We start from the raw sequence: 12712 nt of genomic DNA, 5'->3' as shown, positions 1-12712 counted from the left end.
ACAAAGCATTTTTTATGTATATACGAAATGAAAACAAAGTTTTCATTTGCACGTTTAAGAATTTCTCATCACATACTCTTTTTCAATACCATTCACAAGAAAATATATTAAACCTATATAAATAGTATACAGCAAAACTAGCTTGAAAAAAGTATGTTTTGAAATATAATAGCGAATATATTCTGACAGTTTTATTCCTCTTTAACTAACTTCTTACAAATCAGCTCATTTGTCAAGGAAAGAGACTCACAATTCACGTATCCTTTACATTTCTATTTAAACAAAAAAAAGAAAGAGGATTATCCCCTTTCTTTATTTCGCAAACACTCCAGAAACAATGCTCATAATTTTTTGGACAACTTCTTCAATTGATAAAGAAGTCGTATCTAATTCCAATGCATCATCAGCCTTTTTTAGTGGAGAAACTTCGCGTTCTGAATCTAATTTATCACGCTGAGCAATTTCTTCTTTTAACTGCTCTAAATTAGAATCGAAACCTTTATTTAAATTTTCTAAATGTCTTCTTTCCGCTCTTTCTTCAACAGAAGCAAGCATAAAGATTTTCACTTCAGCATCCGGTAATACATGTGTACCAATATCACGGCCGTCCATTACAACGCCGCCTTTTTTCGCTAACTCTTGCTGACGACGTACCATTTCTTCACGAACAAGGCGATGTTTCGCTACAATAGATACTCGATTCGTCACATCAGGTGTACGAATTACTTCAGAAACATCTTGTCCATTTAAAAATACAAGCTGTGTATTGTCTCCTTGCTGAAACTCAATATTTACATTCTTTACAACTTCCATTAACTGCTCTTCATTTTCAATGTCTACTTTTTGTTCAAGGGCTGCATATGTAAGCGTACGGTACATTGCGCCTGTATCAATATAAACGTAAGAAAGTTCCTTCGCAACAACTTTTGCCACTGTACTTTTCCCAGCAGCTGCTGGACCATCTATAGCAATTGAAATTCGTTTATCCATCGTAACACCTCATTTTTTCACTTATAAAACAAAACGAAAAGCAGGTGTTCACCCTGCTTCTTCTCATTTGCTTCACGTCATTAAATCCTCAATTATTGTAGCATAATCCTTCATAGAAGAAAATGAAAACTACCTATTCACCTGCAAGATTTCCATTTTGTTTTTTACCATGACACCCTCATAATAAACAATTTTAGATAAATATTTCACTGATGACTTATGTATAAATAACAATTGCACAACAGAAAGACAAATGAATTGTATTATTAATATACGAATAAAAATTCTCTCCATCTTTTTCACCGCAATCCCTCCCTCCTATACTATATTTGCCCATTTCGTTTCGTGATTTTATACATCATACATATAGCGGTTAATTTTATTGTCATTTTCGAGGCATACTTTTATACATTTCCATTGTCGAATTTACTCAAAACATGTTATGTTCTAAATGTATTTTTTTACTTGAAAGGGGTATAAGCATTGAAAAGAATCCTAGTTTTACACACAGGTGGAACAATTGCAATGGAGGAAGATAAAGAAACTGGGGTCGTACAACCAGGTGAAAAAAATCCTCTTTTAAAATTCATTCCTGATTTAGAAGGCGATGTTGATTTAATCGTTGAAGATGTGTTCCATCTACCATCTCCTCATATGACACCGAGCGAAATGTTACAATTACAAGTCATCATTGATGAAAGAGTAAAACAAGACAACATTCATGGCGTAGTCATTACGCATGGCACGGATACATTAGAAGAAACAGCTTATTTCTTAGATTTAACAGTACAAGCAACTATTCCGATCGTAGTGACAGGTGCAATGCGCTCTAGCAATGAGTTAGGTGCTGATGGTCTATATAACTTCTTATCAGCTGTAAAAGTTGCTAGTTGTGATGAAGCTGCAGAAAAAGGTGTTTTAGTCGTATTAAATGACGAAATTCATTGCGCTACAAATGTAACGAAAACACATACAAGTAATGTCGCAACATTCCAAAGCCCACAATACGGACCAATTGGAATGGTAACAAAACGCGGCGTTGTCTTCCATCACGCTTTAGTACATCACGAAACATATACGATAAACAAAGTGTCTAAAAATGTAGTTGTTCTAAAAGCATATGCTGGCATGGATGATACATTATTAGCAGCAATCGAAAATCTTCCTGTAGACGGCATTGTTATCGAAGCTCTTGGACAAGGTAATCTCCCTCCGAGAACACTACCTAGCCTAGAAAGATTATTAAATAAAGGTATTCCTGTCGTATTAGTTTCTCGCTGTTTCAACGGTATCGTTCAAGACGTATATTCGTATGAAGGTGGCGGTAAACACTTAAAAGATATGGGCATTGTATTCACATACGGCTTAAATGCACAAAAAGCACGCATTAAATTGCTTGTTGCATTAGAGAATACAAATTCTCATGAATCCATTCAAAATATGTTTATGCACGAATAAAAAGAAGCTGTCGAGGTTTTCCCGACAGCTCCTTTTTATTTTTCTCTTAATGCAATGGTTTGCGCAATCGCATCTCCATGAAATCTACCGTTCTCGATAAATATTTCATTTGCATTATTTCCAGCAGCAATGACACCTGCAATGAAAATATTTTCAGCACTCGTTTCCATTCTATCCTCTGTATAAATTGGACGTCCTGTTTCTTCATCAATCTGAACACCCATCTTCGTTAAGAAGCTATGATCAGGATGATAACCAGTCATCGCAAATACAAAATTGTTTTTGATTGTAAAAGCTTCACCATCAACTGTAAACGTTAATGTATGCTCAGTAATTTCTTTCACATGAGCCCCAAAATGCATTTGAATTGTACCATTTCGTACTAACGCCTCAAATTCCGGCAAAATCCAAGGCTTTATGCTTGGTGAATACTCACTTCCACGATACAGTACCGTTACACGTGCACCAGATTTAACAAGTTCTAACGCGGCATCTACACTCGAGTTTTTCCCACCTATAACTACTACATCTCGATCAAAATAAGGATGCCCCTCTTTAAAATAGTGAGCTACTTTCTTCAATTCCTCACCTGGAACATTCATATAATTTGGATTATCATAATATCCAGTTGCTACAACAATATATTTCGCTATATATATTTCTTTACTTCCGTCACGCTTTGTCGTCTCAACCTGAAAAACTTCTCCATCTTTTTGAACTTTCTCCACTCGCTCAAAAGCATTTACACGTACAGATTTACGTTTTACTACTTCACGATAATACGCAAGCGCTTGATTTCGAACTGGCTTACGATTTTCTGTAATAAAAGCTACATCACCAATTTCTAATTTTTCACTCGAAGAGAAAAATGTTTGATGAGTTGGATAATTATAAATAGCATTTACAATGTTTCCTTTTTCAATTACTAACGGATTTATCCCAACCTTTTGCAACGAAATTGCAGCCGCTAATCCGCACGGACCGCCTCCGATTATAATAACTGTTTCTTTCTGCATACTCGTCCACTCCTAGTCTTCTACCAATACACTATTTATAAAAACAAGAAAAAACCTACTTACAGCAGTAGGCACCTATCTTTATTGTATTCATTTTTCATATATTTGTCATCTAAACGAAACGTACATCCGATAGACATCTGCTAAAAACTGCTGAAATTTAATACCTTGTTTCCCTAATACATTCTCAGGATCAATCTTTCTAGCTGGATCAAGCGTTTTATGTGACACGATATCTTTTTTCGGATTTAAGCCAAAGTTTTGGCATAAATACGCATGATACCATGTAAAACGATTATATGCTTCCCAAAAGTTAACATCACCGCCATAACAAAGTTCCACTCCAATGGCCGCCTTATTCGCGTCATAGCCATATAAGTCATTATCCGTCGGCACACCATATCGAACATGATACGCAACTTCATTTATAGGAATAATCTCCAATATTGTTTTATCATCTATAAATGTATGCGCCGAAGCTTTCGGTTGTAATTCATTAAAGTAATCTCGATTTCCTATCGCATTGCTTCCAGGATTCCCCGTATCATGGCTTACAATAAATCTAACTTTAGTCAGAGGAATCCCTGGTCGTGAACTTCCATATCCAATATAGTTGCGCTCTATAGGAAACATTGCCATTGCTACCAACTCCCGCTCTAGAAGGTTACCTTACTTCCTTATATATGTATTCGGTAACAATGTCCTTATCGCATATTTCTTACGCGAAGAGAAAATCGAAAATATTTGAAGTGAACACCATAAACAACAAGATACTTACAGCCACTCCATAAAAACCGTAAAACCAAACACAATCTTCTTTCGTATCTAAACCGAAAAATTTATTTACCGATTGTAATAATGTGCCACGCTTGCTTTGTTTGTTTCGTAATACTTCCACTCGCTCTACAACATCTGCTGGCATCATAAATCTTTGGTCTACTGTCATTTTCATCATTTATCTCTCCTTAAAATCATTTCCGTTTTGTTTATCTAAGGAGAGTATAGCACGTTTGTTCGTATAGAACAAGCGTTCTTTTTTGTTTTTATTTTATTTTTCAGCAATCCAAGTAAAAATTGAGATTACAACGGCAATAATCGGCCCTACTACAACCACACCAAATATCAAAAACAGTAGCCCTTCCCCGAACATCCGAACGATACTTATTTTTCGAGCTTTCATCGTTCTTGCAAGTTCTCCCTCTAACCTCTTAACCTTTTCTTCTAATTGTTCTACTCGTTCCAGCATTTCATTCTCCATATACAACACCTCATTCAATATTTCAACAAAAAAACGTGATTTCCTCGAAAGGAAATCACGTTTTCTCAAGATATAATATTTTATACCCAACCTCTGAAGCGGCTTGCTTCAGCCATTTTACGAACACCAACCATGTACGCCGCTAAGCGCATGTTCACTTTACGAACTTGTGCTGTTTCATAAATAGAATCAAATGATCTTACCATTACTTTTTCTAAACGTTGTTCTACTTCTTCTTCAGTCCAGTAGTAACCTTGGTTATTTTGTACCCACTCAAAGTAAGATACTGTTACACCACCAGCACTTGCTAACACGTCTGGAACAAGTAAAATTCCGCGATCTGTTAAAATTTTAGTCGCTTCTAATGTTGTTGGACCATTTGCAGCTTCAACAACGATTTTCGCTTTAATATCATTAGCATTTTCTTCTGTAATTTGGTTCTCAATTGCAGCTGGAACTAAAATATCGCAATCAAGCTCTAACAATTCTTTGTTTGAAATTGTATTGTTAAATAGCTTTGTTACTGTACCGAAGCTATCACGACGGTCTAATAAATAATCAATATCTAATCCGTTTGGATCATGTAACGCGCCGTAAGCATCTGAGATTGCAATAACTTTCGCACCTGCATCATGCATAAATTTAGCTAAGAAGCTACCAGCATTACCGAATCCTTGAACAACAACGCGTGCACCCTTAATATCAATGCCACGTTTTTTCGCAGCTTCGCGAATACAAATTGTTACACCTTTCGCTGTTGCTGTTTCACGTCCATGTGATCCACCTAATACAAGCGGTTTACCTGTAATAAATCCTGGTGAATTAAATTCATCAATACGGCTATACTCATCCATCATCCATGCCATAATTTGAGAGTTTGTGAATACATCTGGAGCTGGAATATCTTTCGTCGGACCTACGATTTGGCTAATTGCTCGTACATAACCGCGGCTTAATCTTTCTAACTCACGGAATGACATTTCACGTGGATCACAGATAATTCCACCCTTACCTCCACCATATGGTAAATCAACAATACCACATTTTAAACTCATCCAGATTGAAAGTGCTTTCACTTCATTTTCTGTTACATTCGGATGGAAGCGAATTCCACCTTTCGTTGGACCAACAGCATCATTATGTTGTGCACGATATCCTGTAAATATTTTAACAGTCCCGTCATCCATACGAACTGGTATTTTCACTGTCATCATACGAATTGGTTCTTTTAATAATTCATATACTTCGTTTGGATAACCCAATTTTTCTAACGCTTCACTAATAACAATTTGTGTTGAATTCAATAGTTCAAAATGTTGTTCCCTTTGTTGTTGTGTTTTTGTTTGAGTTCCCTTTTCGGCTACCATAGTAAGTAAACCCCCTGTAATTTCACTTGTTTAGTAAACCTTCATTGCCTAGTATACACCCTTAAATTTGGAATGCAATAGAAAACGCTAACAAATATATACAAACTATTTTATATTGCAAGCGTTTTCACTATTATTATAGTCCTTTTATTACTTTTAGAAAAGTAAAATACTTAAATATTTAAATGTTTTTTATTTTCATCAACCATACTCCCATAAAACTGCATATTTTATTTTCAAAAAGTATGTTCGAGTATTTACAATCATCCCTTCCCTTATCCAAATAAAAACAAAACCTCAGCTTTGTTGTATTAGCTGAGGTTTTGTTTTTTCACAAAGTAATTGTGTATTTGTTCTATCGCGTTAACATCCATTAATTCTTTACCGTACTCCATGATGCGATAAATGGTTGCTGTAGACGGATTACCGTATTCCGCTAAAATAGCTATAAAATCCGCCTTTAACAATTGAATTTGTTCCTCTTCTTCCACCCAAAGATAGAAGCGCTCATCCCACGTATATAGCTTTCCGCCAGTTACACCAAGGTTATATAAGCGATTCGACAGGTTAATTACGTCATCTAGCGTAGCAAACTCATATAATATATGCTCACTTTCATCTAGAGTCACTTGCATTTCAATAAACTCGTCACGGAACTCATCATCTGTATCCATTTCTTGATTTTCTTTCGTTACAATTACAACCATCCCTTGTGCTTGTAGAGAAAACACTTCAACTGCAATCGGACCATCTGCTTCAAATCCTAATTCCTTATTTGCTTCTTGCATCATATCACGAAATAATTGCTGTACTTTCGGCGCATTTCTCCATAAATCTTCTTTCGTTAATCCTCGTTCAGATAAATCATCAAATGTTAGAAAAATTTTTATCTTATTGTAATTTAATCGTTCCAGCCTCATCTCATACCCTCCCTACGTAACCAATGCATCTAATTTTATTATATGAAATAGAAAATAGATGGTTCTTTTCGAACAACTATTCCGATATTTTTAACCATTCATCCCATTCTTCTTTCGTATCACCAATTAAGATTGTTTCAATGTCCAACTGCTTTAGAACGCCTAGCTTTCCGATAAATCCAACAGAAAGAGATTCCCTTTTTTCTTGTAATAAATTTATAAAGTTCATCGTCTTTTTCATATCTTGTTCGTCAGCAAAAGATACAAATACATATTTCGGCTGTATTTCCTCTACCGCTGACAACATACCATCTTCAGCTAAGCTTGTCCTAATATATATCGCCTCATATCCTTTTAAGCGTAAATAAGTTGAAAAAATAAATCCTTTCAATGCATTCTTTTCTAACACAATAACTTTGTGTAAAGAGGAAAACATTGAGGCATTGTGATACACCATCCCTAGACGCGTTTGTAAAAATGATAATGCATATTGGAATTGCACCATTGAAATCTCATTATTATTTTTTGACGTTAATAATTTGTCTGTCACTCGAAGAACGATACTGGCAACAACCTTTTCTGTTGAATATATACTAAAAGCTTCGTTTAATAATGCAGCAATTGTAATTTCATCAAATTTTAACAAAGCTTGTAGCAAATCGTCCACTAAAACAACTTCTTTATCGAAATGTATCTCTTTTTGAACTGTACTCGGCAAACGATTCTCTTCTAATAACTGAACTGCTTGTCCAATCATCATGCCGGAGGAAACTTTTTCCATTAACCATTTTAAAATTTGAATATGCTCTTCTGTATATAAACGATGCCCAGCTTGATTTCGCTTTGGGGCAATAATTTGATATCGTCTTTCCCATGCACGAAGCGTGCTCGGCTGAACTCCAATTATATTCGAAACAGCTTTTATATTATATTTCCCACTAAGAGTTGGCATCATTTCCCTCCGCACAATGTAATGATATGTGTTTGAGCAGGTGCTCGGAAACGAAGTGGTATCAATGTTGTTCCGTACCCATTACTAACAAAGAGAATCGTATTCAAATGCTTATATACGCCACCTTTTAAATATTTTTTAGATGGGAATAATCGGATTTGTCCTCCATGCGTATGTCCACTTAACACAAGTGAAATCTGTTCATTTCCAGACATTTTTTTTATTATATCAGGGTTGTGACTAACTAGGATACGAAAACCATCTTCTTTACAATCCGCCAATGCCAAATCTAGACGATCACGGTGCAATCCAACATCATCGATACCGAGCAAACAAATTTTCTCTCCTAATTCAGACTCAAATACCACTCTTGTATTATCTAAAACTTTTACGTTATTTTCTAATAATAACGCATCTAATTCATGATATTCTATCTCATAATCATTGTTTCCCCACACAAAATATACAGGACCTATCTCTCTTAACTTTTGAATATTCGCAGAGATTTTTGATAAAGAGACACCTTTCTCTGCTAAATCTCCTCCGATAATTACAATATCTACTTTTCCTTTTACTTGTTCAATTAACAAATTCGAAATGACTCTTCTATGAATATCAGAAATAAAAAACACATTTACTTTTTGAAAACTTTTCGGAAATTCTTTAAATACTAAAGTATGTTCCAACACCTTATTACGCATCGCTTCTTTATACATCACAAGAAGTAATAAAATCCCCATGCCTATGAGAGTACTGAATAATATAATCCATATCATATTTTTGACTCCCCTCCTCATAAAGATAATCCTAGGCTTTTATAACAAACTGTGATCGCTTAACTCACTAGCTTTCTTGCTTTGTGGACTTATCTTTTATCGGAATTTTTAATTCTTGACCTGCACTCACTTCATCTTCTTGCAAGTTATTATACTTTTTAATTACTTCAATTCCATTTCCATCTGAAAAATATTGCTTCGCTATACTTTCTAAAGTTTCTCCCTCTTTCACAGTATGCGTTATTACTTTTTCAGACTGTTTCTGCGACTCAGATTTAGCTGAATCAAAGAAGATTACTTCAAACGCACTTTTTCCGGCATTATTACTATCACCCTTCACCTGAATATATTTATCCGTGTACCACAAAATACTAATTGGCAGCAGAATGAATAGAAATGTTAAAACCCGGACGAAAATGTGATTTATTTTAAACTTTTGTTTTTTCTCTTTATTTCTATGAATTTCACTACGCGGCGGTAAACTTTCTTTTTCTTCCACTCGCTCAACTTCTAATTCCTCTTCAAAATCAGGAATTCGTTTCCTCATGTTGTTCACCACCACCTTCCATTTATTTTCTTAATTGGAGTCCCATTATAAAATCAACAAGAAAGTGTGCAAAGATTGTTATAAACAAATTTCCTGTCCATTCAAATACATAACCAAAGACAAAACTAATGAAACAGACGAAACAAAACAAAAATGGCTTTGTTATATAACGAATATGTAACACTGCAAATACGAAGCTCGCAATTACAATTCCAAAATGAGTCTGCACTACACCTCTAAATAAAAACTCTTCTGCAAAACCAATTAAGAACGTAATAACGAGTAAATGCAGAACGGACATTCCTCGAAACATCTTATCGTTAATACCACCATCATCAAACCAAGACTCCGGAAACACTCGCATTGCAACATAATCTAATAACACAATACCAATCGCTAACAAACCACCTATAATAAGTATAGATACTGGTTCCCATTTCCATAAATTAAAGACTTCTTTTACATCTTGAAATAATATATATGCCAGTAAACAGCCAATACCGATAATAATTAACTGTGTTATATATAGATTCAGCCTTATTTCCTGCGGACTCATATCTTCAACATTATGCCTTTGAATGTTCATCATTCCTCCATCTTTTCTAGGCCGAAAAGCTTTTGTAACTCTGTTTCCCAATTATAGTCGAAATCCGATTGTTGCGCTCGTCTTTTTTTATAATCTTCTTTTGTAATACCGCAATAATCGCAGCAATTAATTAACTCTTGCTCTTTCCTATAACCGAACTGTTGCAGCACATATTCACGTCTACATCCTTTAACTTGTATCCATGACTTCATATTTTCTAGCTCACTATATTTATTACGCAACCTTATTTCTACTTCAGCTATTAATCGGTTCATGATTTCATCTGACAAACCTTCTAATAATAATCTTCGTTGTTGTATAATTCCAACCTGTTCGAGATGATAACGAACGAAACGCCAATATTGCTCATTAAATCTTGCTGCATTATAACAAATTTCTTCTACATCTTCTATTGGTAATTCTTTCGTTTGAAACATTCTTTCTTGTAGTAAAGAAAATAAAAATTGTATTTGTGACTTACTTGGCAATTCATCCTCAATGATTGAAATTGGTAAATCATGATCCAACGGACTACATAATAAAATAGCTATACTCGGTTCGCCATCTCTTCCAGCTCTTCCGATTTCTTGTAAGTAAGAAGCTATATTAGTTGGATAATGAAAATGAATAATATATCGCGTATTCGCCTTATTTACCCCCATACCAAATGCACTTGTACATATTACAAGTTGCAATTGATCGTTCATAAACTGCTGTTGAATTAACATACGCTCTTCATGTTCCATACCACCATGATAAAAAGCTACACCAGTAACACCTTTCCCTCTCAAGTATTCCGTTAACCTTTCTGTCCACGCTCTACTTGAGCAATATACAATCCCCGGCCCTTGTAAATACATCACCTGCTCTAAAAGCGTCTCTTTCTTTTCTTCTATCGTCTCTACAAATTGCACATCCATTGCAATATTAGGACGGTCAATAGAGTATACATGTTCCGCAGCACCCTTTAAATTTAAACTATCTGCGATATCCTGCAGTACCCCTTTTGTCGCTGTGGCTGTCAATGCTAATACTGTAGGAGAACCAATATTTTTAATAACTACATTTAGTCTTTTATAGTCCGGTCTAAAATCATAACCCCATTGAGAAATACAATGAGCCTCATCAACAACAAATAATGAAATATGAATTTTCTTCAATTCCCTAATTAATAACTCCGACTGTAACATCTCTGGTGAAACAAAAATAAATTTATATGAAGATAATTTTTTCATCGCTTCTCTTTTTTCATTTAATGTCCGAAAACTATTAAATGCTATTACTCGGTTTTTCACAACATACTTTAATTGTGTCACTTGATCTTCCATTAAAGATAATAACGGTGATACAACAAGCACTGTTCCTTCTCGCATAAGCCCTGGAAACTGATAGCACATAGATTTCCCTCTTCCAGTCGGAAGCATTGCTATCACATCTTTTCCTTCTAATAAATCTGTAATTACTCCTTTTTGACCTGGACGAAATTCAGAATATCCAAACCACTTATATAAATATTCTTCAAGTTTCATTTACACCCTCCATCCGCGCTAATACAAGACGAACTTCAAAATAAGAAATATCTTCTCCAACCGCTTGTTTCAAAACACGTAACTTCCGCGTTTGCAATGCTTCAATTACTTTTATTACTTTGTCTATCTTTTCTTTTTCCATAAACATTTCAATAGAAAAATCTTTTTCTCGCAAAGCAATTTCAACAAAATGATCTTCTATCGTTGCAACCTTTAAATTCCGAATCGTCGCTATTTCTTCTAAAGAACGTCCTTGCCTCCAAAAATTATATGTTTTTTTCGTGGATAAACTAAATAATTCAGCTCTCTCATTTGGATAAGATATAATTTCAGCTAATAGTGGAAATTCATTTTCTTTATCACGAACTTCTTGTATAAAGAAATGCATTGTACCCCAAAATAAAAAATACACCCTGAATATATCTTGTTTCGTAATTTCTGCTAATTGTTGCAATGTACAACCAATACGTTCATAACCCGTTAATCGATATGTTACAATCGTCGCTTCTATCGCATTACTCTTTTCTAAAAGATTCTGTACTTCCGTCCATAGTTTTCTCGCCAACTCACTTCTCTTATATGGCCTTCCTGTTAGAAAACGTTTCACCCACATCATTATTTCTGTATCTTGCTGAATTGGAATAAACCTCGTATTATTCTGTTGTAAATTTGATATGGTTTGAATAATCAATGATAATCTTTTCCAAAATGTTTCACCTAATTCACCGTAATGTAAACCATGCAAATGTGCTGGAAAAGCATAAACTTCCTCCCATTTATGTAACTGCATTTTACCCGTAGGTGTTAACACATATGTATTTTCATGTATTTCTTGAATAAAATCCGCTTGCAACAACTTTGCAACTTCACCATCATAGTCATTTCTATTCAATGATTTATATATTCCGAACAAAAATGAAATTCGGAACATATTTCCATCTTGTAAAGTTTGCGAAGAACGTTTGCCCTTTAGTAAATAATAAATAGAAGAAACGGTTCTCTCACCATTCAATTGTTTTAAACAATGCAACAAAGTATATTGTATTTGCATGACCGCTTCCACCTTCCAATCTTAACTTCATTCTTTTCAGTACAATTACACTATCTACTGTCGCTCATTAAACTTATCATATAAGAACTATATACTTGTATATAGTCTATTGTATCAAACGAAATCATATTTACGTATTTTGAAAATCTTATGACATAATTCAAAAATAAGTTGACACTCTAATTGATAAGCATTATCATTATAATTTTATGTTGAAAAGTTTTACAAACCGTTTTACAATAAGGTTATAATTTTTATGGCG

At 34.6% G+C, this 12712-nt stretch carries 15 protein-coding genes; 1 reads left to right on the top strand and 14 read right to left on the bottom strand.

What is annotated here, in order from left to right:
* Window positions 1-312: 312 nt before the first annotated feature.
* On the bottom strand, window positions 313-990 hold the full coding sequence (gene cmk, locus ACTFRH_RS03925; RefSeq protein ID WP_000361251.1) for a (d)CMP kinase: 678 nt from the start codon (window positions 988-990) through the stop codon (window positions 313-315).
* A 129-nt stretch (window positions 991-1119) separates the two neighbouring features.
* Window positions 1120-1293 carry a YpfB family protein gene (locus ACTFRH_RS03920; protein WP_000738056.1) on the bottom strand — a complete coding sequence of 58 codons (174 nt, stop codon included), beginning with the start codon at window positions 1291-1293 and terminating at the stop codon, window positions 1120-1122.
* 180 nt (window positions 1294-1473) lie between these two features.
* Between ACTFRH_RS03920 and ansA the strand changes: the two genes are divergently transcribed.
* Entirely contained in the window at window positions 1474-2448 is a 975-nt protein-coding gene (gene ansA, locus ACTFRH_RS03915; RefSeq protein ID WP_000822009.1) for an asparaginase, read from the top strand.
* Between the two features lie 35 nt (window positions 2449-2483).
* On the opposite strand, the gene ACTFRH_RS03910 is transcribed toward ansA, so the two are convergent.
* The 12 genes from ACTFRH_RS03910 to ACTFRH_RS03855 all read right to left on the bottom strand — a co-directional run bounded on the left by ACTFRH_RS03910 (window position 2484) and on the right by ACTFRH_RS03855 (window position 12450).
* Window positions 2484-3464, bottom strand: coding sequence for a YpdA family putative bacillithiol disulfide reductase (locus ACTFRH_RS03910; RefSeq protein ID WP_001168514.1), 981 nt, complete (start codon window positions 3462-3464; stop codon window positions 2484-2486).
* 108 nt (window positions 3465-3572) lie between these two features.
* Window positions 3573-4103, bottom strand: coding sequence for a peptidoglycan recognition protein family protein (locus ACTFRH_RS03905; protein ID WP_001240655.1), 531 nt, complete (start codon window positions 4101-4103; stop codon window positions 3573-3575).
* A 79-nt stretch (window positions 4104-4182) separates the two neighbouring features.
* Window positions 4183-4419 carry a DUF3961 domain-containing protein gene (locus ACTFRH_RS03900; RefSeq protein WP_001983018.1) on the bottom strand — a complete coding sequence of 79 codons (237 nt, stop codon included), beginning with the start codon at window positions 4417-4419 and terminating at the stop codon, window positions 4183-4185.
* A 93-nt stretch (window positions 4420-4512) separates the two neighbouring features.
* Complete coding sequence (locus ACTFRH_RS03895) at window positions 4513-4722, bottom strand: hypothetical protein (protein ID WP_000426761.1); 210 nt, start codon at window positions 4720-4722, stop codon at window positions 4513-4515.
* A gap of 80 nt (window positions 4723-4802) precedes the next feature.
* Window positions 4803-6089, bottom strand: a complete 1287-nt coding sequence (gene gudB / locus ACTFRH_RS03890; protein ID WP_000225173.1) for an NAD-specific glutamate dehydrogenase — start codon at window positions 6087-6089, stop codon at window positions 4803-4805.
* 311 nt (window positions 6090-6400) lie between these two features.
* Window positions 6401-7009 carry a genetic competence negative regulator gene (locus ACTFRH_RS03885; RefSeq protein ID WP_001235402.1) on the bottom strand — a complete coding sequence of 203 codons (609 nt, stop codon included), beginning with the start codon at window positions 7007-7009 and terminating at the stop codon, window positions 6401-6403.
* A gap of 76 nt (window positions 7010-7085) precedes the next feature.
* The gene (locus tag ACTFRH_RS03880; protein ID WP_001142714.1) at window positions 7086-7961 is read right to left on the bottom strand and encodes a MerR family transcriptional regulator; all 876 of its coding nucleotides are present in this window, start codon (window positions 7959-7961) and stop codon (window positions 7086-7088) included.
* On the bottom strand, window positions 7961-8737 hold the full coding sequence (locus ACTFRH_RS03875) for a metallophosphoesterase (RefSeq protein WP_000637794.1): 777 nt from the start codon (window positions 8735-8737) through the stop codon (window positions 7961-7963). The genes ACTFRH_RS03880 and ACTFRH_RS03875 overlap by 1 nt, the downstream gene beginning before the upstream one ends.
* Window positions 8738-8804: 67 nt before the next feature.
* Window positions 8805-9284: a LysM peptidoglycan-binding domain-containing protein gene (locus tag ACTFRH_RS03870; RefSeq protein ID WP_001231556.1), complete on the bottom strand. Its 480-nt coding sequence runs from the start codon at window positions 9282-9284 to the stop codon at window positions 8805-8807.
* 22 nt (window positions 9285-9306) lie between these two features.
* Entirely contained in the window at window positions 9307-9870 is a 564-nt protein-coding gene (locus tag ACTFRH_RS03865) for a CPBP family intramembrane glutamic endopeptidase (RefSeq protein ID WP_001025780.1), read from the bottom strand.
* Entirely contained in the window at window positions 9870-11399 is a 1530-nt protein-coding gene (gene recQ, locus ACTFRH_RS03860) for an ATP-dependent DNA helicase RecQ (protein WP_000762981.1), read from the bottom strand. Before recQ ends, ACTFRH_RS03865 begins: the two co-directional genes overlap by 1 nt.
* Window positions 11389-12450: a helix-turn-helix domain-containing protein gene (locus ACTFRH_RS03855; RefSeq protein ID WP_001167007.1), complete on the bottom strand. Its 1062-nt coding sequence runs from the start codon at window positions 12448-12450 to the stop codon at window positions 11389-11391. The genes recQ and ACTFRH_RS03855 overlap by 11 nt, the downstream gene beginning before the upstream one ends.
* Between the last annotated feature and the right edge of the window lie 262 nt (window positions 12451-12712).

It is taken from the genome of Bacillus cereus group sp. MYBK216-1, from assembly GCF_051916495.1.
GTDB classification, from domain to species: Bacteria; Bacillota; Bacilli; order Bacillales; family Bacillaceae_G; genus Bacillus_A; species Bacillus_A thuringiensis_K.
This window is presented reverse-complemented; position numbering and strand designations above follow the sequence as displayed.